Here is a 19,767-nt window from a genome sequence, read left to right as displayed (position 1 = left end):
CGCGCCAATGCCTCAGGAATAATTGGCCCGAAACAAATGTAGGAGCAGGCTTGCCTGCGATGCGCCGCGCGGGCGGCGCTCGATCTCATAGGCGCCGCAAAGCTATCGGCGAACACCTGTGAGCCTCTACACGATCACCTTGGCGCCCAAACACAGGCTTCCAAAGGAACCGCCAGAATACCCTGCTACCTGATGCTGTACCGATTTTCAGCTTATCTATACAAGACAGACCGCACCGTACAGCTGCTGCCCCCTCAAAACGGAGCCGGCATGAAGAAAAGCCCGCTAAGCCAACGCAAGGACGATCACCTGGATATCGTGCTGGCCGCCAGCAACACCGCCCATGGCGTGGACCCTGGCTGGTCGGCACTGCGCTTCGAGCACTGCGCATTGCCCGAGATGGCTCTGGACGATGTCGACCTGAGTACCAAGCTGTTCGGCTGCGCCCTGAGCGCCCCGTTGCTGATCAGCTCCATGACCGGTGGCGCCGAACGCGCGCGCTTCATCAACCAGCACCTGGCCGAAGCCGCGCAGGCACTGGGCATCGCCATGGGCGTCGGCTCGCAGCGGGTGAGCCTGCGCAGCGGCCAGGACCAGGGCCTGACCGACGAGCTCAGACGCCTGGCACCGGATGTACCGCTACTGGCCAACCTCGGCGCCGCCCAGCTACGAGAGGCCGACGGCCTGGACCTGGCGCGCCGCGCCGTCGACACCCTGCAGGCCAATGCCCTGATCATCCATCTGAACCCCCTGCAGGAAGCCGTACAGCCTGAAGGCGACCGTGACTGGCGCGGCGTGCTGAAACGCATCGAAACCCTGACCTCCCAACTGCCGACGCCCGTGATTGCCAAGGAGGTCGGTGCAGGTATTTCACCCCGCGTGGCGCGCATGCTCTGCGACGCGGGCGTAGCCATGATCGATGTCGCTGGTGCTGGCGGCACCAGCTGGGCCGCCGTGGAAGCCGAGCGCGCCGGCAACGCCGCCGAGCGTGAGGTCGCCCTGGCGTTTGCCGACTGGGGCATCCCGACCGCCCAGTGCCTGCTGGCGGTGCGCCGTGCCGTACCGGAAATCGGCCTGATCGCCTCCGGCGGTGTGGCCAACGGCGTCGATGCCGCCAAGGCCATTCGCCTCGGTGCCAACCTGGTGGGCCAGGCCGCCAATGTACTGAGTGCGGCGATGATCTCCAGCCAGGCCGTGGTGGAGCATTTCGATATTCTCCTGCGCCAGTTGCGCATCGCCTGCTTCTGTACCGGCTCGCACAACCTTGCGCAACTGCGCCGGGCGCGCTTGCTGCCGAGCAACCTGATGCCGCCATGAGGCATGCGGCTGTGGCATGATCAGCGCCTCCCTTCCCGCGGGCCCCTGTGCATGCTGATCGACGAAGAACTGACCCTGAAAAAGCTCGAGACCTTCCTCGCCTTCATGCGCATCGGCAACCTGGGGCGCGCCGCCGCCGAACTGTCCACCAGCGCCGTCAGCGTGCACCGCGCCATCCACTCCCTGGAAAGCGCCCTGCGCTGCCCGCTGTTCAAGCACGAAGGCCGCCAGCTGATCCCGCTCGAAAGCGCCTACGTGCTGGAAAAGAAAGCCCGTCAACTGATCCAGGACGCCGAGCAGATGGTGCGCCAGACCCGCGAGGCCGCCGGTTTCTATGCTGAGCGCTTCCGCCTCGGTGCGCTGTATTCGCTGACCGTAAAGACCGTGCCGAAGCTGGTGATGGGCCTGAAGCTGCGGCGCAGCGAACTGAACATCGACCTGACCCTGGGCTCGAACGTCGACCTGCTGCAACGCCTGAAAAACCATGAGCTCGAAGCCATCCTGGTGTCATTGGACGAAAGCGTGGCGGACCCGGCCTGCGAGCAGCTGCCGCTGTTCTCCGACGACATCTTCCTCGCCGTGCCGACCGATTCACCGTTCGCCGAGCAGCAGGAAGTGGACCTGGCGGACCTCGCCGACTCCACCTTCATCACCCTGACCCAGGGCTTCGCCACCCACCGCGATGGCGCACGGGTGTTCCAGCAGGCCGGGTTCGAGCCGAAGGTGGCGATGCAGGTGAACGACATCTTCACCTTGCTGAGCATGGTCAGTTCGGGGGTTGGGTTCGCGCTGCTACCGGGGCGGATCGCAGCGGTGTACGAGAACCGCGTGAAGCTGATACGGCTACAGACGCGGTATCGATTGCAGCAGCATATCGGGGTGGTGTTTTTGAAGGCTCGGGAGCGGGAGCCGAATTTGCTGGCTTTGTTGGCGGAATGCCGGATGTACAGCCGCGAAGCCTGATCCCAGCGACCCGTCAATTCTGCCAGTGGCGTCCCATTGTAGGTGAAGCCATGCTTCAACCCTTAAAACGCAGAAAGCTCACAGGGTGCGTATTAACGCACGACTTTTTCTATAACGCAGGCCAGCGATGCCCAACAGGAGGGCTGTGTGTTTACTTACACTTGCCACGGCTATGACAGAGTGGATAGCAAACGTCCCTCACTGCTTGGGTTCAACGGTGAGCACAAGCAGCAGACCTTGGCCAACAGCTACTGGTTGGGCAGGGGCTATCGTTTGTATAACACCGTGTTGATGCGTTTCAACTCGCCCGATAGCTTCAGTCCGTTCGCTGACGGGGGGACTTAATGCCTATGGCTACTGCGCAGGAGATCCCGTCAACCTGATCGATCCTGACGGGCACATGCCAGTGCCTCAACGTTCCAGCCCTTTAAGACGACCACCGAGCCCTCCAGTCCAGAACGGAGCACAAGCGCCAAGAGAGCGGGGCCGCGCGCCAAGCCGGAATGAAGAACAAGCGCGAAGAGCACGGAGCCGCGCGCCAAGCCCAAGCCCAAATCGACGGCAAGCCCCTGGCGGTAGTCCTGGCAGCAGCAACCAAGGAAGCCGCTCAAGCTCATCGGCATCCGAAAATCGCTACTACCCGGAGCTTGACGGAAGAGAAAGCCCCGAACCACAACCACGTCGTGAAGACCTCGCCGAACAGCTGGCAGCGGCGGCCCGCAGACTCGGCTTGCATAGGGATATACGCTTACAGCATCAAGATGGACGGGTCGACATCATCCACAATCGCAGGCCTAGACAGGCAGAACAAGCCCAGGCTCTACCCACACTGGTTAGCGATCTGCGTGATTCACGCTCTCCTTCACGTTGATCGACCCGATTGAACCAACAGTTTGCGCTCCAGCCGGAGCATCGATTGCAGCAGCAAATCGGGGTGGTGTTTCTCAAAGCCCGGGAGAGGGAGCCAAACCTGATTAAGCTGGCCTTCTGGGGCTGCTGTGCAGCCCCAGGATTTCAGCCCACCAACCCTCTGACACAGAAGTACAGAATAGAAGGCCCCATCAGACACCCCAACCCGGTATGGAAAGTCGCAGTCAGCGCCCCATAGGGCACCAACCGCCGATCGGTCGCCGCCAGCCCGGCAGTCACACCGGACACCGTCCCCGCCAACCCACCAAACACCATCGCCGAACGCGGATTGTCCAACGCCAGCAACCGCGCCGAAACCGGCGTGAACACCATCACCAGAATCGCCTTGATCAACCCGGTGGCAATCGACAGCGCCACCACATCCGAACTCGCCCCCAATGCCGCGCCGGTCACCGGCCCGACGATATAGGTCACCGCCCCGGCACCAATGGTGGTCATGCTCACCGCATCCCGGTAACCAAAGGCATAGGCCACCGCGCAACCGACGATAAACGGCAGCACCGTGCCCAGCAGCAGCGATACCGCACCAATCAACCCGGCCTTGCGCGCCTCGGTGGCCTGCACCTCGAAGGCCGTGGCGACGATGGCAAAGTCGCGCAGCATGGCACCGCCCATCAGGCCGATACCGGAGAACAGCGCCATATCCGCCAGGCCCTTCTGCCCACCGGTCACGGTACCGCCAACCCAGGCCAGCACCAGGCCGATGACGATGGCGATCGCCGAGCCATGTACCCGGCCAAAGGTCAGGTACTTCGACAGCAGTACCGACAACCACATGATCCCGCCCACCACCGCAAAGGCAGTAATCAGGCCGTTGTGTTCCAGGGCATTGTCAATGATCGGCCACATGATCAGCGCCCTCCTGCAGGGGCGACCTGCGCGTTGGCCACTTCAGGCGCATCAGGCGCCGGCAAGGGTTCGCCGCGATGGCTGCGGCTGATCACCGCGATGGTCAGCCCGCACACCAGCACCGCACCGATCGCCGCCAGCAGCGCCACCGGCCCGCCATGCAGGGCGGTGACCACGTTCTGCTGGGCGGCCATGGCCACCACCACCGGGATGTACATGGCGCCCCAGAAGCCGACGCCGAACTCGCACTCCTTGCTCATGCCGCCATGGCGGTGCATGTACAGCCGTGCGCAGATCAGCAGGATCATGGCGATGCCAACCCCGCCCACATTGGATTTGACGCCCAGCAGCACGCCCAGGAAATCGCCGACGATAACGCCGGCCAGCGTGCATACCGCCAGCAGAGCCACACCATAGATGATCATTGTTGTTGTCCTCAGCTTGAGTCGAAGTTGCTTGTTGTTGTTCTTCGAGTTGCAGCGCCGTCATCGGTTGTCGGCCACCTCCTGGCGCAACAGCGCGTCGACGGTGTCCCATCGGGTGGCTTCGAGGGCAACCACCCTGCCCTGTTCGAACACCGGGCGGGCCAGGCCGCTGAGCACGCTGCCCGGCGGCATTTCCAGGTGAAGACGCACGCCGCGCTCATAGGCGTTGCGCAACGTAGCACGCCAGTCGACCCGCCGGGCCATGTTGCCGGCCAGGTCATCGCGCAGGCGTTGTGGGTCGAAGATCGGCCGCGCACTGCTGCCACTCAGGTAGGTGACGCTCGGGCGCCGCAGCTCGACGTTGGCGAACGCAGCCGCCAGCTCGGCGGCCGGGCCATCGAGCAATGCGCAGTGGGACGGCACGCTCACCGCCAGGCGCCGGGCCACGCCCTGGCCACGGCTGCGAGCCCTGGCGGCGACCTCGGCCATGGCCGTGTCGCTGCCGGCGATGACAACCTGGTTATCGCTGTTGAGGTTGGCCAGGTACACTTCGCCGCCCACTTCCTCCAGCAAGCGTTCGACACTGCCCAGGTCCAGCCCGCTGAGGGCGGTCATGCCGTAGCCCTGTGGATAGGCCCGCTGCATCAGTTCGCCACGCAAGGCCACCAGGCGCACCGCATCGGCAAACTTCAGTGCCCCGGCCGTCACGGCGGCGGGATAAGCGCCGATGGACAGGCCGGCCACATAGTCCGGTGCCGGACTGCGCTGCAGCAGCCAGCGCGCCCAGGCCACCCCGGCCAGCAGCAGGCACAGCTGCACCGCACGGGTCGACTGCAACGCCTGATTGCTGTCGAGCGCAGCAACCTGTTCGCCCAGCGCATCACTGGCCTCTTCCAGTAGCAGCGCGGCGCCCTCAGGCAGGCGCTGCAGCATGCCTGCCTGTTGCGCGCCCTGGCCTGGGAAAGCGAACAGGCTGCTCACGCTGCACACTCCAGCGCGCCCCAAGGGTCAGCGACAAGGCGCGCGCCAAGGGCTGACTTGAGCAAGACCCGGCGCGCAGCGCCCGCCCACTCGCGCAGGGCCACGGCGCCTGCCGGTGTTTCCAGTTGCACGTCGATACGGCATGGGCCGCAATCGAGTATATCCAGCAGCTCTCGTGCCTTGGCACGGGGCATGGGCAGTGGCACACGTAGCACAAGATCAAGGTCGCTGGCCGCATGCAGCACGTCGCAGCCAGTTGCCAATTGATACCCCACGCCACCCGTAGGGCCCCACGCCAAACCGTACGCATCGAGCACCACGGCCACCGATGCCAGCGCCTGCAAGGCAGCCCAAGGGCTGTGCCCCTGCCAGCGCAGCGCCTCGGGGCACAATTGCCGCTGGATATCACCCAGGCGCATCTGCACACCCAGGCGCTGCTCACGGCCTTGCCCGCGCACGCCCACTGCCACCCAGCCGTTGACACAGGCGGCACGCCGTACCACCACCGGCTGCCCGGCGGCCAATGCCTGCACGGCCCAGGCAGGCGCATCGGCAGGCAGGTCGGCCGGGGGCATGCCCCAGAGCAGGTCATGTGGCTGCGGCAGGTTCATCTCAGGCCTCCTGCCACTGGCTGCGCAGGCGTGCCCGCACGTCGCGCGAGGCGCTGCGGTGTTCACCGTCCAGGCGTGACGTGAGGTCAGTCGAATGGCCAATATCACGCACAGCCTCGGCCAGGCAGGCGCGTACCTGGGCAATGTCGGTGGCACTCGGTGCATCGGCGCTCTCGACCTGCAAGCGTCGCCAGAGCAGGCCCAGCGAGGCGTAGCTGGCAAGGTCATAGGCCATCGGCGGCACCTCGGCGGCCAGTGCCTCCAGCTGTTCGACACTGCGCAGGGTGATCCGCGCTGCGGCCGCCTTGCCCATGGCATGCACCATCACCCCGCTGTCATCCAGGGCGATCAGCCGCTGCGCCTGGTAGCCGTGGGCCAGGAAGGCGCCGGACATGGCCTTGCCGACCAGCAAGCCAATCACCGGGTGCCCGGCCAGGCGCGCCTGGGCGTAGGCCTGCACGGCGGCAGCCAGTGCCTGGTGGATGCCCAGGGCTTCCTCGCGACGGCCATAGGCCTGGCTCGGCACATCGATGACGGCGACGATGGCCCGTTTCTCGCCTTCGCGGTCCAGCTCGACCGCCTCGCTCACGGCCTTGGCCAGGCCCCAGCCTTCGAGCAGGCCGACTTCGCCGGCACGCGCCCGTGGGAACGGGTTGTGCGCGTCGGGTACAACGGCAATGAAGCGCGCCAGGCGGTTGTCCAGTTCGCCATCAATCACCCGCAGCGAAGCGGGATAGCCTGGCAGCGGTTCGCCAGCGGCCAGGCCCGGCAGCCAGTTCAGGGCACGGTTCATGGGGCGTCTCCTTGGTAGAGGGCGCGCACGGCAGCGGCGTCCAGTTGCGGGCAGTCGCCGCCCAGGCTGGCCAGGCGCTCCAGGTACCAGGCGTGGTGGCCGGCGCGGTTGGCCGATGGCTTGTCCAGCAGTTGCAGCAAGTGCTGGCGGAGGCTGTCGACGTCGTCCGCCACATAGGCGTCCACCAGGCCGCTGGCGTGACGTTGTTCGCCCCCGGTCAGGCTCCAGATGAACGGGCGGTCCTTGGCGTCGTACTCGGCGATACCGGCCTCCTGCTCGATCACTTGCGGGCCATTGAGGCCCAGGCGTGCTTCGCGGGTGACCAACAGGTGGCTGCACAGGCCGGCGGCGATGGACATGCCGCCGAAGCAGCCGACCGAGCCTGCGATCAGGCCGATTACCGGCTGATGAGTGCGCAACTCGACGATCGCCGCCTGGATCTCGGCAATCGCCGCCAGGCCAAGATTGGCCTCTTGCAGGCGCACGCCACCGGTTTCCAGCAGCAGCACGGCGCAGGTAGGGATGCCGTTGCGGTTGTCTTCGATGGCCAGCTCCAGGGCGCCGGCGATCTTGGCGCCGCCCACCTCACCCATGCTACCGCCCTGGAACGCGCCTTCGATGGCGGCGATCACGGTATGACGGTCATTGAGGAGGCCCTTGGCAATGACCACGCCATCGTCGGCCTGGGGCACGATGCCCTGGCGTGGCAGCCACGGTGACATCAGGCGGTCGAACGGGCCGAGCAGTTCACGGAAGCTGCCAGCATCGAGCAAGGCGCGGGCACGCTGGCGGGCGCCAAGTTCGACGAAGCTGCGGCTTTGCAGCAGGCGGGCGATGTCAGTCATGGGCAATCTCCTCGAAACCTTGCTCCAGGCGCAAGCGCACCACACCAGGGGTGGCGCCGAAGTCGTGGATGTCGATCTTCACCGCAGGTGGCGTGCGGCCATCGAACAGGCGCTGGAACAGCTGTTGCCAGCGTGCGCTGCTGCCGTTGACCGAGGTGACTACCTGGATCTCCAGGCGCCCGGCGCTGCCGGGTTCGATCAGCACTTCCAGGTCGCCGGAGCTGACGCAGCCGACCAAGGTGCGGCCACGGCCAGGCTCGGCGGCGGGGAATTGAAAGTTCAGGGTTTCCATTTCACAGGCTCCCGGCTTTGTCGAGGAACAGGCAGGCGGCCAGCAGATCGGCGGCGCCGCCCGGTGAGGCGTTCAGTTGCAGCAGATGCGCGTCCAGCAGGCGCAGGTGACGGCGGCCATCGAGGCTGGTGCAACCACCCGCTTCCAGCACCGCACGAGCGCCTGCCTGCAGGGTTTGCAGGCCTTGCGGGCCGGCGCGCCAGAGCACACAGGTGTCACTGAGTGCGGCCATGATCGCCAGCAAGGCATCCAGCCGGGCGTGGCTTTCGCGGGCACCGTTGGCGCGGCTGCGGCGCAGTTGTGGCAGGCCGTGTTCGAGTACGGCGGGGAAACCTTGCTGGGCCTGTTCGCGGGCACCGCTGGCGCCGTAGCGGTGGCGGACCTGGGTACCGTGGCTTTCCTGAACAGGGGCTGCCGGGTCGTCGATCAGGGCGATGCGGCCGGCACGGGCGGCAACTGCCAGGGGATCGGCCTTGGCATCCAGCGCTTGCGCAGCCACCAGCAGGCCCAGGGCCCAGATCGCGCCGCGATGCGTGTTGATGCCGCCCGTGGTGGCGAGCATGGCCTGTTCGCCTTCACGGCCGATGCGGCCCAGCTCGGCGCGCAGCGGCCGGCCGATCTCGCCACGGGCCTGGGCGGCTTCGGCCATCTGCCGCAGGCAAGGCCACAGGGCCAGCGCCGACGCGTGCATCAGGGCCAGGGTCATGTCGGTGTGGGCGCCACTACTGCGGCGATCGACCAGACCGGGCTTGGGCGACAGGTCGGCTTCGTCGATGAGGGCCTCGGTTGCCAGATCGGCCAGGCGCTCTGGCAGGGATAGCTGGGTTTGCTGGACTGGCCTCTTCGCGGCTGAAGCCGCTCCTACAGGGATTGCGTAAGGCGTCATTTACCAGCTCCTGAACCGTGCGGGCGGGTTGTAGAGGCCGCCGGACCATTCCACCAGGTCGGCGATGCTGCGCGCGGCGAGCAGCTCGCGGCTGGCGTCGGTGCGGCGGATGCCCAGGTCCTCGGGCAAGGCGATCAGGCCTTGCTGGCGCAGGCGCAGAGTGTGCTTGGGGTCGTGGCGCAGGCCGATGGCAGTGACCCCAGCCACGGCGGCGATCATTTGCTGGCGCTCCTCCAGGCTGCGTGCCTTGTACAGGTAGGCGATGCCTTCTTCGGTGAGCAGGTGGGTGACGTCGTCGCCGTAGATCATCACCGGTGCCAGCGGCATGCCGGCTTTCTTCGCCACCTCCACGGCGTCGAGGGTTTCGACGAAGGTGGGTTTGCCGCCTTCCTGATAGGTCTCGACCATTTGCACCACCAGCTTGCGGCCACGTTCAAGCATCGTCTCGGGCACGGTCATGTCGAGCCAGGCCGGGGTCGCATGGCGCCGGCCGCGGGGGTCGTGTCCCATGTTCGGCGCCCCGCCGAAGCCCGCCAGGCGGCCGCGGGTGACGGTCGAGGAATGGCCGTCGCCATCGACCTGCAAGGTGGCGCCGATAAACAGGTCGACTGCGTACTGCCCGGCCAGCTGGCACATCATGCGGTTGGAACGCAGCGAGCCATCGCGGCCGGTGAAGAACACGTCCGGGCGCTGGGCGATGTAGTCTTCCATGCCCAGCTCGGTGCCAAAGCAATGCACGCTCTCGACCCAGCCGGTCTCGATGGCTGGGATCAAGGTCGGATGCGGGTTGAGTGTCCAGTTGCGGCAGATCTTGCCTTTGAGACCCAGCGATTGCCCATAGGTAGGCAGGATCAGCTCGATGGCGGCGGTATTGAACCCGATGCCGTGGTTCAGCGACTGCACCTGGTGTTTCTCGTAGATGCCACGGATGGCCATCATCGCCATCAGCACGTGCACAGGCTTGATATGGCGCGGGTCGCGGGTGAACAGCGGCTCGATGTAGAACGGCTGGTCGGCGACCACCACGAAGTCGACCCAGGACGCCGGAATGTCCACCCGCGGCAGGTCGTCGACGCGGTCCACCAGCTGGTTGACCTGGGCGATCACCAGGCCGTCGCTGAAGGCCGCAGGCTCGACCAGTGCCGGGGTGTCTTCGGTGCTGGGGCCGGTGTACAGGTTGCCCTCGCGATCGGCCATGAATCCGGCGACCAGCGTGACATTGGGGATCAGGTCGACCAGCAGCCGCGAGTACAACTCGATGTAGGTGTGGATGGCACCGACTTCCAGCAGGCCGTCTTCCAGCAGTTGGCCGATGCGCAGGCTCTGCGGGCCGGCGAAGGAAAAGTCGAGCTTGCGGGCGATGCCGCGTTCGAACAGGTCCAGGTGCTCGGCTCGGCTGACGCTGGGCATGATCATGTGCAGGTCGTGCAGGCGCTCAGGATCGGCCTTGGCCAGCGAGCGCGAGAGGAAGTCGGCCTGCTTCTGGTTGTTGCCTTCGAGCACCACCCGGTCGCCTGGGGCGATCAGCAGCTCGAGGGCTTCGACGATCCGCTCGGTGGGCAGCACCACACCGTCGGCCAGGTGACGGACGCGGTCCAGGCGGCGCTGCTTCTCGGCGCGGCGCCTGGACCATTGCGGCGGTGGATTCTTGGTTATGGTCATTGGGTGACTCCACGGGTTCGCTGTCGTGGGGGCACAGTAGGGCGTGGTTGGTTGGGGGATCAATCAAGCTGGGGGGCTGATCGTTACGGTCAGGGTAATGGATTGGTTTTGGAAGTGTTTGCCTTGAGCCCTTCAGCGCCCAAGCCAGGAACAACTCAAGGCAAAAACGCACGATCCCCCTGCAGATTTGTCCATTGTGCAAGATAATCTCGCATGCCAGGATCCAGCGATCCTCCAGCGCACTCCAGACTTCACTTGGAAAATCAATAACAAAGCAGGGAGAACGCGATGACCGCGCACGCTCATACCTCGGCAACGGCTCATGTACTGGCCGAGGTCCGCAACCAGATTGGCCACCTCACCCTCAACCGCCCTGCCGGCCTCAACGCCCTGACCCTGGACATGGTGCGCAGCCTGCGCCAGCACTTCGACCAATGGGCCGAAGACCCACAGGTGCAGGCCGTGGTGCTGCGCGGCGAGGGCCCCAAGGGCTTCTGTGCCGGGGGCGACATCCGCTCGCTGCACGACAGCTACAAGGCCGGCGAAACCCTGCACGAAGACTTCTTCGTCGAGGAATACGCCCTGGACCTGGCCATCCACCGCTACCGCAAGCCGGTGCTGGTACTGATGGACGGTTTCACCCTCGGTGGCGGCATGGGCCTGGCCCAGGGCTGCGACCTGCGCATCGTCACCGAACGCAGCCGCCTGGGCATGCCCGAGGTTGGCATCGGTTACTTCCCGGATGTAGGCGGCAGCTACTTCCTCTCGCGCATCCCGGGCGAACTGGGCACCTACCTGGGCGTCAGTGGCGCCCAGATCCAGGCCGCCGATGCCCTGTACTGCGGGCTGGCCGACTGGTACCTGACCAGCGACAAGCTTGCCGCGCTGGATGAAGGCCTGAGCACGCTGCGTTTCGGTGACCACCCGCTCAAGGACCTGCAGAACCTGCTGGCCAGGCTCGGCAGCCAGGTGCTGGACGATGCGCCGCTGGAAAAGCTGCGCCCGGTCATCGACCACTTCTTCGCCCAGCCCGACCTGGCGGCGATCATCGAGCAACTGCGCGCAGTGAGCATCGGCGACAGCCACCAATGGGCGTTGGCGACCGCCGCACAGCTGGAAAGCCGCTCGCCACTGGCCATGGCGGTTACCCTGGAGATGCTGCGCCGCGGTCGCCACCTGGCGCTGGAAGACTGCTTCGCCATGGAGCTGCACATCGACCGCCAGTGGTTCCAGTACGGCGACATCATCGAGGGCGTGCGCGCCCTGATCATCGACAAGGACAAGCAGCCGCGCTGGAACCCGCCGACCCTGGCCGGGCTGTCGCGCCAGCGGGTCGACCAATTCTTCGAAGGCCTGTGAGCCCGGGAGTACACAGATGCAAGACCTGGAACTGAGCGAAGAACAGATCATGATCCGCGACATGGCCCGGGACTTCGCCCGCGGCGAGATCGCCCCCCATGCCCAGGCCTGGGAAAAGGCCGGCTGGATCGACGATGCCGTGGTGCGCAAGATGGGCGAGCTGGGCCTGCTCGGCATGGTCGTGCCCGAAGCATTCGGCGGTAGCTACACCGACTACGTGGCCTATGCCCTGGCCGTCGAGGAAATCGCTGCCGGCTGCGGCGCCACCGGCGCGATGATGAGTATCCACAACTCGGTGGGCTGCGGCCCCCTGCTCGCCTACGGCACCCCCGAACAGCAACAGACCTGGCTACCACGCCTGGCCGCTGGCGAGGTGATCGGCTGCTTCTGCCTGACCGAGCCACAGGCCGGCTCGGAAGCGCACAACTTGCGCACCCGCGCCGAGCTGGTCAATGGCGAATGGGTGATCAACGGCGCCAAGCAGTTCGTCAGCAACGCCCGCCGCGCGGGCCTTGCCATCGTCTTCGCCGTCACCGACCCGGAGCTGGGCAAGAAGGGCCTGTCGGCCTTCCTGGTGCCCACCGACAACCCGGGTTTCAAGGTTGACCGCAGCGAACACAAGATGGGCATCCGCGCCTCCGACACCTGCGCGGTGACCTTCGACAACTGCCGCATCCCGGCGGCCAATATCCTCGGTGAGCGCGGCAAGGGCCTGGCCATCGCCCTGTCCAACCTCGAAGGCGGCCGCATCGGCATCGCCGCCCAGGCGCTGGGTATCGCCCGTGCCGCGTTCGAGGCGGCGCTGGTGTACTCGCGTGACCGCATCCAGTTCGGCAAGCCGATCAACGAACACCAGAGCATCGCCAACCTGCTGGCCGACATGCAGGTGCAGGTGAATGCCGCACGGTTGCTGATCCTGCATGCCGCGCGACTGCGTACGGCGGGCAAGCCGTGCCTGTCAGAGGCCTCACAGGCCAAGCTGTTTGCGTCTGAAATGGCCGAGCGGGTGTGCTCGATGGCGATTCAGGTGCATGGGGGGTATGGCTATCTGGAGGATTATCCCGTGGAGCGGTATTACCGGGATGCGCGCATTACGCAGATTTATGAAGGGTCCAGCGAAATCCAGAGAATGTTGATTGCACGAGAGTTGAAGCACTATCCGCAATAAGCACTGACACACTTCGATATACCGGCAAAACAAAAGACCTGTCACTACCTGCAGCACTCCGTTGCAGGCGGTGACAGGGCACGCACAAAACCTAATGGATCACCGCGCTAGAACGGTGCATATTGAATATTATCGAGATGCACATTTGTTCCGCCATCCATGAACTCAAATGACTTGATGGCTGAACCTGGCGAGGTATAAGTAATACGCACAGATTGTGGCCGATACCCAGCCGGTTTCGCGGTATAAAAGCTCGGCGCTGTAATAGTCGCAATCATAGTACCGGACGCCGTGTAAAAACGCACATAATGCGTCCCTCTGACATCATCCGCGATATCAAAGCTAACCGTTCTAGCCAAGCCTCTCAGCGTGAACTTGATGTAGGCACCACAGCCTGTAGAAATAATGTTGCCCCACGTCGGATACCAAGCATCACACCGACTGGATAACAATGAGCAATTGCCTTTGGTCACTGTAGCGGTGAGCGCTGGACACTCTAAACTCGCACCCAGAGGCAATCCCTTGGGCGCAACCGACTCAAAGTTCTCACGAGTAACTGCTCCGACCAGTTGTAATGCAAGCACATTAGAAAGAGCGACTTTCGTAGTCCCATTGCGTACCAGTTCATAGCGCACTGCAAGGGGCTTACCAGTAGCGTCTAGCAGTGACTGCATATTCTGCGCAAGTACCTGATCGAGCGGCAGGGTGAACGTCTGCGGGCCTGCGCTGACCAGCAACCTTTTACCACTTGAATAGTTACCCACCTTGATGACGACCTCATCGCCCAACGCCAGACCAGGATGATCCAGGCGCACAGAGAATTTGTTATCAATGATTGGCGTTAAATTGAGCTTGCCCGCCACTGCCAAAGGTACGACTGGCGCACCAATTAAATTCTCTTGCATCGCTGCAGTCGCTACAGTGAAGACAAGGTCTCTCGATGCAGCCGTCGGTTTTTCGGACCACTCAACCGTGTAGTAAACTGTCATTTCAACAGGCGCGTTCCCCTTTATCTCATAGGCAGTGCGAGGCACAGTGAATCGAAATGGCCCCTTGTCACCGGAGGAAACTTCCAGTTGATCTCGATAGTAATTACCTTCAGCGGTCTCCCAATGCAGATAGATGGTGCTAGGCGCAGGCTGCTCAGCACCCACAGGGATCTCGATGACCATATTGAATTCATATTCATCATTATCGGGATCCACCATGCCGTTGTTAAGCGGCAACTCAGTCGTCGGTGCCGGCAAACTCTCAACCAGCTCGCCAATTTCGTAGGTTGCGACTTCTGACTTGAAGACCTTCTTCCCTCGCGTCACGTGGTACGAAATGTTGGCAAAGCCGCCCTCCAGTGGTTTGAGGAATATCGCCCCTTCAAGCCGGATGGCGATTTGGCTACCTGCCATATTGCTGGTAACGGGGACCTTTTTCACAGGTATTGAAAGCGAGGAACCATCCGATTTGGTACCGTGCCAGAAAAGGCTGATTTCATCTTGGGCTTGAAGGTTGGCAGCCTGGGGGATCAGGACATTGATGAATTTCAGGTCAGCATCAACCCAGCCGTCGTCGGTTTTATGGATCGCCGGTACCGGCAACAGCGAAGCCATACCTTTAATGTTGATATGGCCCATTTTTGAAGTGACAGGTGAGCCGACCTTGGGTGTCAAGGTATATGAAAACTGCGCATTACCACCACCCAGCGGCCACCATTCATCGTACGGGACCTGAATTTGCTGCGACTGAGCCGAGTCTGTAACTACAAGTGGCCCGAATTTTTTCGATGTACTTTGACCTTGTTCGGTAGTGCCTACCCAATGCAAAAGGATGCTATCACCTACTTGGAACTCCCCTACGCATTGAAGGATTACATAATCCTTCGAAATCCCGGAAGTTTCAATCTCACCTGTTGTAACGACAGTACCGTTGTCATCCAGCACTTCAGGCGCATTCAGAGAGACACCTGCAATGCTCACCTCGACAGTGGCATCTTCGGACCACTCCGACTCGTTACCGACAACATCCAAAACATAATAATACACGGGCAATGACTTACTATCACCCGCTGCCTTTATAACACTCTCTGACACTACCAACTCAATGGGCTTATCGACCTGATTCTTGGTCACTGTATGCGAAATCTCCTGACCTCCCCAGTACAGATAGATCACGTCATTTTCATTCATGCTCAAATAAGCAGGGACGGTGACCTTCGCACCATTTTCTGCCTCCACCGGGCCAAAGATTCCCCCTGAAGGCTTGGCCACAACCGGCGCGTTGAGCTCCTGGCCTACACCTTGCGTGCCTTTAATGCCTGGCTGACCTTTACGGAACAATGTACTCACCGCCGGCGATTCCAATACTGACCCACTCACCTTGTACACCGTATAGTACAGAGAGGATCTGCCCTCCGGGATATTCTTACTTTCAATCTTGAAAGTTTTATACTTGCCAGCTTCGGTGTTGGAGATAGGCCCTCCCGCAACCATTGTCCCTCCCCAGACCACACCGAGGTTGTCTTTCTCCGCCGTTTTGGCATCCAGAGGGACTAGTACAGTCACCACATCCCCAAAACCTTCAACCAACTCATCGCTTACCCCGAAATCTTCAGTGGCCGCGGGGTGAACCACATCATCTACATAGGGGCGCAGCAAAGCCGTGGATGCAGTACTCGGATATTTAGACTTAACGTAGTTTGCAAAGTCCTTGAGTTCTTCATCGACAGATGCAACGCCATCTACCGCCACTGGGGCGCTGGACGGCACGGATCCTGGTGCACTCATGATTAATTCCTCGCTCTCGGCTGCATGGGACAGCTACAGCGGTACGATAGGAGTGCTTAACGTCCAGGACAACTAGCAAAAATGTCAGTTTTCAAACTCTGGTGACTCTCATATTGCAATTAACGTCTTTGCTTAAAAGTTTCCGAAGGCAACTCGCCAAAACGCTGGCGATACACCTCGGAGAACCGCCCGAGGTGCAGAAAGCCATAATCCATGGCCAGCTCGGTCACGCTGCGCACCGCGCAGCTGCCATCACTCAAGCACGCATGCACCCGCTCCAGCTTGCGCTGGCGCACGTACTGCTTGGGTGTGGTGCCCAACTGGCGATCGAACAGCGCATACAATGAACGCAGGCTCATGCAGGCTTGCTCCGCCAACGCCTCTGCGGTCAGCTCCAGCTTGAGATTGCGGTCGATGTAATCGAGGATCCGCTCCAGGCTCGCACCGGGCGTACCCAGGCTTTCGCGGCGGATGTTGGTGCTCATCAGGGTCATCAGCTTGCTGGCGACGATCTGGCTGTAGTGCCCTTGCACCCGCGGCAGCGAATCACTGACCTCGGCTTCGTGGCAAACCATGGCCAGCAGGTTGACGAAGCCATCCAGCTCTTCCAGCCGGTAGTGGTTGCGCAGGAAGCGCACGCCGCCGTCCGGCCGTTGCCAGCGCTGCTCGTCGCAGATGGTGTCGAGCAGCCGGGTCGGCACCTTGAGGATGAATTTCTCGCAGTCTTCGGAATAGGTCAGGTCGACCGGGTCGTCCGGGTTGATCAGCAGCAGCTCGCCCGGCACCAGATGGTGCTCGCGCTGGTGCCCGCGCCACAGGCAGTTGCCATTGAGCAGGACCTGCAGGTGGTAGATCGATTCCAGCGCCGGCGAAGTGACCCGCACGCTGCCGCCGTAGCTGATGCGGCACAGGTCGAGTTCGGCGAACTTGCGGTGGCTGAGGCTGGCCTGTGGGTGAGTGGTGCGCGACAGGCCGATGCAGTGCTGGCCGACGTGCTGGTTGACGTAGTCGGACACCGCATAGGGGTCGGCGTGATGGAACACGCTACTGCGCTCGCTCAGCAGGCGGCTTTCCATAGGCTAGGCACTCGGCATCGTTATTCTTCTGGGCGCCGCTTCCTACTGGCCCTGGGCCTGTGGTTGCGGTCGTTCACGGTCATTCTATCGGGCCGGAGTCAGGGTTTAGGGGGCAGCTGACCACTGGCACATAAGTGACACACTAAGCAAAAAGGCGGGGGTTGGGCAATGAGATGTTCGGATTGGGTGGGCGAATAGCGGACAGTGAGTCGACCAGAATTGCGCGATAATCGAACACCGCGCAATTCCCTGTAGGAGCGGCCTTGTGTCGCGAAAGGGCCGCAAAGCGGCCCCAGGATCTCGGCGTCGCGTTCGAATTCAAGGGCTGCTCTGCAGCCCCTTCGCGACACAAGGCCGCGCCTACAAAAAACAGCGCAATCTGCAGCGTCAGTGAACCGCCACTTCCTGCCGCCCTGCCCAGCCCTGGCTACGCGCGCGGAATTGGCGCGGTGCAATGGAGAACAACTCGCGAAAGCGCCGATAAAAATGCGGAAAACTGACAAACCCGCTGGCCACCGCCACCTCGGTCAGGGACTTGCTGGTGTGCTGCAGCAACTGCCGTGCGTGGGTCAGGCGCAGCTCCAGATAGTAGCGTGGCGGCGTGGCCTGCACATGGCGGCGGAACAAGCGCTCCAGGTGGCGCCGCGACAACCCGGCATGCTCGGCAATCTCGTCGATGGCAATCGGGTCTTCGATATTGGCATGCATCAATTCCAGTGCCAGGCGCACGCCACGGGGCAGGCTCGGGTCGACTTCCGGCGTGATCGATGGCACGTCGCTCAGCACCCGCGAACGGTCACACGCCAGCATCTGCTCCACGGCCCGTCGTAGCGTCTCTCCCCCTTTGAATTCGAGCAGCGCCAGCATCATGTCCAGCGCGCTGCTGGCCCCTGCGCAACTCATCCGCCGGCTGTCGAGCATGTGCGCCTGACGGCTGACACGGACCTTGGGGAACAGCTCGCTCATCATCGCCCGGCCATCCGGGTGGAAGGCACAGTCATGGTCGTTGAGCAGCCCGGCTTCGGCCAGGAAGTAGGCGCCATTCCACAGCCCGCCGAGCTGGCAACCCAGGTGGTCGGCCTGGCGTAACTTGCTGCGCAGCAGTGCCGAGGCCTCCAGGCGCACACGGAAGCCTCCGCACACCAGCAGGCTGTCGAGCCCGTGCACATCCAGCTCGGCAAGCGCGGTGTTGACCGGCAGCGCGATGCCGAGGTCACTCATCACCTGCGCGCCCTCACCCACCACCTGAATGTCGAACAGCGGCGTGGCGCTCATCAGGTTGGCGGTGACCAGGGTGTCCATGGCGGCAGTGAAAGCCATCATCGAGAAATGCTCGCGCAGGACGAAGGCCACGCGGCGGCACGGCAGGCCCAGGGTGGTGCGGCCGGCAGGGTCGAGGTGGGCCAGGTTGGCGTTCTTGAGGATGCTTTCGAAGTGGCTCATGACGGTAACTCAACGACGGGAAGATCGCGGTGGGTTCTTCGCGGGCAAGCCCGCTCCCACAGGGACCGCATCAGCCCGGGGCTTGTGCTGTACCTGTGGGAGCGGGCTTGCCCGAACGCTACGACACTGCTATTACGGGATTACTTGCTGGCCTGGGTAGCCGCAGCGCGGGAGGCCTGCAGCCACTGATCGAACTGCTGACGGTGCGCGGCGACCCACTCCTTGGCATGGCGAGTGATGTCGGCCGGCTTCTTCTCGCCTTTCTGCATCTTCAGGTTCTGGTTGCTCTCGTCATCGGTGCTGATTTGCACCAGTGACAGGAACTTCTCTGCGGCCGGGTTCTTCTTGGCGAAGTCCTTGTTCAGCACTGCCACCACCTTGTCGATGGCAAAGCCGAGGTTCTTGCCGTGGTACATGGTATCGACATCATTGTTGCCGTCCGGCAGGTCGGTTTTCGGCACTTCCAGCCAGACCACGTCCTTGCCCTCGACCAGCACGCTGGCGATCCACTGCGGCACCCAGGTGAAGTACAGGATCGGCTTGCCTTCCTTGTAGCGGGTGATGGTGTCGGCCATCAGCGCGAAGTACGAACCCTGGTTTACGGTAACGGTCTTGCCCAGGTCATAGGCCTTCATGTGGTGGGCGATCACCAGTTCGCAGCCCCAGCCCGGGTTGCAGCCGGTCATGTCGGCCTTGCCGTCGCCGTCGGTGTCGAACAGCTTGGCGATTTCCGGCTTCTTCAGGTCGGTGATGTACTTGATGTTGTACTGGTCGGCGGTTTTCTTGTCGATGAGGTAACCCTGAGCGACGCCCGGCAGGATGTTGCCGGTCTTGACCATCACATCGTCGCCGCCGGCCTGCTGGTAGAACTTGTCGTGGAGCTTTTCCCACAGGTGCACGGTGAAGTCGGCGTCGCCGTTGGCCAGCGCCACCATCATCACGCCGTACTCGGTCTCCTTCGGCTCCTGCACGTTGTAGCCCAGCTCGCGCAGGCCCTCCATGGCAACTTCGCCACGGAAGCGCTCTTCAGCGATGGAGGGGAAGATCGGGGTGACCTTGACCCCTTCTCCCGGCTTGTCGGCCGAGGCATGGGCGCACAGCGCGGCGGCTACCAGGGTCAGCGCGGTGGCGCATTTGAGAATGCTGCGGGAGAACTTGGATTCGTGCATCGTCGCTTACCTTCTTCTGATTGTTATCTTCAAGTGCGGCAGATCGAATGTATCCAGGGGATTGCTCAGGCAGTCTTGCGCCGCCCTTGGGGTTGCGCCGCGCCGCACAGGCGCAGCACCAGGCCTACGGGGCCGGTGTGGTACCAGCGCAGGCTCGGGTCGGCGCTGGTGCGGGCGCCCATGGCCTGGGTCAGGCGGTCGAGGAAGATCGCCAGCAGCAC

The 19,767-nt window shown here is 63.0% G+C and carries 17 protein-coding genes and 1 pseudogene; 5 read left to right on the top strand and 13 right to left on the bottom strand.

Annotated features, from left to right (window positions below; translation table 11 throughout):
- Positions 1–270: 270 nt before the first annotated feature.
- The 3 genes and pseudogenes from fni to ACIPZ8_RS27760 form a co-directional block, all read left to right on the top strand.
- A complete protein-coding gene (gene fni, locus ACIPZ8_RS27770) occupies positions 271–1,317 on the top strand; it encodes a type 2 isopentenyl-diphosphate Delta-isomerase (RefSeq protein ID WP_400730308.1) in 1,047 nt (348 codons plus the stop codon).
- A gap of 51 nt (positions 1,318–1,368) precedes the next feature.
- Positions 1,369–2,280, top strand: a complete 912-nt coding sequence (locus ACIPZ8_RS27765; protein ID WP_400730306.1) for a LysR substrate-binding domain-containing protein — start codon at positions 1,369–1,371, stop codon at positions 2,278–2,280.
- Between the two features lie 898 nt (positions 2,281–3,178).
- A pseudogene (locus tag ACIPZ8_RS27760) lies at positions 3,179–3,262 on the top strand (hypothetical protein); the annotation flags it as partial.
- Positions 3,263–3,294: 32 nt separating this feature from the next.
- On the opposite strand, the gene madM reads toward ACIPZ8_RS27760, so the two are convergent.
- Genes madM through mdcA form a run of 9 tightly spaced genes read right to left on the bottom strand, consistent with a single transcriptional unit; the run spans position 3,295 to position 10,554 of the window.
- Positions 3,295–4,059, bottom strand: coding sequence for a malonate transporter subunit MadM (gene madM / locus ACIPZ8_RS27755; RefSeq protein WP_159410717.1), 765 nt, complete (start codon positions 4,057–4,059; stop codon positions 3,295–3,297).
- Positions 4,060–4,061: 2 nt separating this feature from the next.
- Positions 4,062–4,484: a malonate transporter subunit MadL gene (gene madL / locus ACIPZ8_RS27750; protein ID WP_400730302.1), complete on the bottom strand. Its 423-nt coding sequence runs from the start codon at positions 4,482–4,484 to the stop codon at positions 4,062–4,064.
- 60 nt (positions 4,485–4,544) lie between these two features.
- Entirely contained in the window at positions 4,545–5,465 is a 921-nt protein-coding gene (mdcH, locus tag ACIPZ8_RS27745; RefSeq protein ID WP_400730300.1) for a malonate decarboxylase subunit epsilon, read from the bottom strand.
- A complete protein-coding gene (locus ACIPZ8_RS27740) occupies positions 5,462–6,076 on the bottom strand; it encodes a malonate decarboxylase holo-ACP synthase (protein ID WP_400730297.1) in 615 nt (204 codons plus the stop codon). Before ACIPZ8_RS27740 ends, mdcH begins: the two co-directional genes overlap by 4 nt.
- Position 6,077: 1 nt before the next feature.
- Positions 6,078–6,869: a biotin-independent malonate decarboxylase subunit gamma gene (mdcE, locus tag ACIPZ8_RS27735; RefSeq protein WP_400730294.1), complete on the bottom strand. Its 792-nt coding sequence runs from the start codon at positions 6,867–6,869 to the stop codon at positions 6,078–6,080.
- Positions 6,866–7,714, bottom strand: a complete 849-nt coding sequence (locus tag ACIPZ8_RS27730; RefSeq protein ID WP_400730291.1) for a biotin-independent malonate decarboxylase subunit beta — start codon at positions 7,712–7,714, stop codon at positions 6,866–6,868. Before ACIPZ8_RS27730 ends, mdcE begins: the two co-directional genes overlap by 4 nt.
- The gene (locus tag ACIPZ8_RS27725; protein WP_400730288.1) at positions 7,707–8,006 is read right to left on the bottom strand and encodes a malonate decarboxylase subunit delta; all 300 of its coding nucleotides are present in this window, start codon (positions 8,004–8,006) and stop codon (positions 7,707–7,709) included. Before ACIPZ8_RS27725 ends, ACIPZ8_RS27730 begins: the two co-directional genes overlap by 8 nt.
- Position 8,007: 1 nt before the next feature.
- A complete protein-coding gene (locus ACIPZ8_RS27720; protein WP_400730286.1) occupies positions 8,008–8,892 on the bottom strand; it encodes a triphosphoribosyl-dephospho-CoA synthase in 885 nt (294 codons plus the stop codon).
- Positions 8,893–10,554 carry a malonate decarboxylase subunit alpha gene (gene mdcA / locus ACIPZ8_RS27715; RefSeq protein WP_400730283.1) on the bottom strand — a complete coding sequence of 554 codons (1,662 nt, stop codon included), beginning with the start codon at positions 10,552–10,554 and terminating at the stop codon, positions 8,893–8,895. It lies immediately after the preceding gene.
- Between the two features lie 288 nt (positions 10,555–10,842).
- On the opposite strand from mdcA, the gene ACIPZ8_RS27710 reads away from it, so the two are divergent.
- Positions 10,843–11,913 (top strand): enoyl-CoA hydratase/isomerase family protein, encoded by a 1,071-nt coding sequence (locus ACIPZ8_RS27710; RefSeq protein ID WP_400730280.1) that lies wholly within the window; start codon positions 10,843–10,845, stop codon positions 11,911–11,913.
- Positions 11,914–11,929: 16 nt separating this feature from the next.
- Positions 11,930–13,081 carry an acyl-CoA dehydrogenase family protein gene (locus tag ACIPZ8_RS27705; RefSeq protein ID WP_400730277.1) on the top strand — a complete coding sequence of 384 codons (1,152 nt, stop codon included), beginning with the start codon at positions 11,930–11,932 and terminating at the stop codon, positions 13,079–13,081.
- A 107-nt stretch (positions 13,082–13,188) separates the two neighbouring features.
- Here the strand turns inward: ACIPZ8_RS27705 and ACIPZ8_RS27700 are convergent, their stop codons facing one another.
- From ACIPZ8_RS27700 to proX, 4 genes are all read right to left on the bottom strand, one after another.
- The gene (locus ACIPZ8_RS27700; protein ID WP_400730274.1) at positions 13,189–15,858 is read right to left on the bottom strand and encodes a hypothetical protein; all 2,670 of its coding nucleotides are present in this window, start codon (positions 15,856–15,858) and stop codon (positions 13,189–13,191) included.
- A gap of 119 nt (positions 15,859–15,977) precedes the next feature.
- The gene (locus ACIPZ8_RS27695) at positions 15,978–16,934 is read right to left on the bottom strand and encodes an AraC family transcriptional regulator (RefSeq protein ID WP_400730271.1); all 957 of its coding nucleotides are present in this window, start codon (positions 16,932–16,934) and stop codon (positions 15,978–15,980) included.
- Between the two features lie 387 nt (positions 16,935–17,321).
- Positions 17,322–18,377, bottom strand: coding sequence for a GlxA family transcriptional regulator (locus tag ACIPZ8_RS27690; RefSeq protein ID WP_400730268.1), 1,056 nt, complete (start codon positions 18,375–18,377; stop codon positions 17,322–17,324).
- A gap of 140 nt (positions 18,378–18,517) precedes the next feature.
- Positions 18,518–19,546, bottom strand: a complete 1,029-nt coding sequence (gene proX / locus ACIPZ8_RS27685) for a glycine betaine/L-proline ABC transporter substrate-binding protein ProX (protein WP_294341353.1) — start codon at positions 19,544–19,546, stop codon at positions 18,518–18,520.
- Positions 19,547–19,767: the final 221 nt, after the last annotated feature.

Origin of the sequence: Pseudomonas sp. NPDC089422, from assembly GCF_044749405.1 — a bacterium.
Lineage (GTDB): Bacteria > Pseudomonadota > Gammaproteobacteria > Pseudomonadales > Pseudomonadaceae > Aquipseudomonas.
This window is presented reverse-complemented; position numbering and strand designations above follow the sequence as displayed.

Coding starts and splice junctions, on each gene's coding strand:
- fni (WP_400730308.1), top strand. CDS start 271: ATGAAGAAAAGCCCGCTAAGCCAACGCAAGGACGATCACCTGGATATC.
- ACIPZ8_RS27765 (WP_400730306.1), top strand. CDS start 1,369: ATGCTGATCGACGAAGAACTGACCCTGAAAAAGCTCGAGACCTTCCTC.
- madM (WP_159410717.1), bottom strand. CDS start 4,059: ATGTGGCCGATCATTGACAATGCCCTGGAACACAACGGCCTGATTACT.
- madL (WP_400730302.1), bottom strand. CDS start 4,484: ATGATCATCTATGGTGTGGCTCTGCTGGCGGTATGCACGCTGGCCGGC.
- ACIPZ8_RS27740 (WP_400730297.1), bottom strand. CDS start 6,076: ATGAACCTGCCGCAGCCACATGACCTGCTCTGGGGCATGCCCCCGGCC.
- mdcE (WP_400730294.1), bottom strand. CDS start 6,869: ATGAACCGTGCCCTGAACTGGCTGCCGGGCCTGGCCGCTGGCGAACCG.
- ACIPZ8_RS27730 (WP_400730291.1), bottom strand. CDS start 7,714: ATGACTGACATCGCCCGCCTGCTGCAAAGCCGCAGCTTCGTCGAACTT.
- ACIPZ8_RS27725 (WP_400730288.1), bottom strand. CDS start 8,006: ATGGAAACCCTGAACTTTCAATTCCCCGCCGCCGAGCCTGGCCGTGGC.
- ACIPZ8_RS27720 (WP_400730286.1), bottom strand. CDS start 8,892: ATGACGCCTTACGCAATCCCTGTAGGAGCGGCTTCAGCCGCGAAGAGG.
- mdcA (WP_400730283.1), bottom strand. CDS start 10,554: ATGACCATAACCAAGAATCCACCGCCGCAATGGTCCAGGCGCCGCGCC.
- ACIPZ8_RS27710 (WP_400730280.1), top strand. CDS start 10,843: ATGACCGCGCACGCTCATACCTCGGCAACGGCTCATGTACTGGCCGAG.
- ACIPZ8_RS27705 (WP_400730277.1), top strand. CDS start 11,930: ATGCAAGACCTGGAACTGAGCGAAGAACAGATCATGATCCGCGACATG.
- ACIPZ8_RS27700 (WP_400730274.1), bottom strand. CDS start 15,858: ATGAGTGCACCAGGATCCGTGCCGTCCAGCGCCCCAGTGGCGGTAGAT.
- ACIPZ8_RS27695 (WP_400730271.1), bottom strand. CDS start 16,934: ATGGAAAGCCGCCTGCTGAGCGAGCGCAGTAGCGTGTTCCATCACGCC.
- ACIPZ8_RS27690 (WP_400730268.1), bottom strand. CDS start 18,377: ATGAGCCACTTCGAAAGCATCCTCAAGAACGCCAACCTGGCCCACCTC.
- proX (WP_294341353.1), bottom strand. CDS start 19,546: ATGCACGAATCCAAGTTCTCCCGCAGCATTCTCAAATGCGCCACCGCG.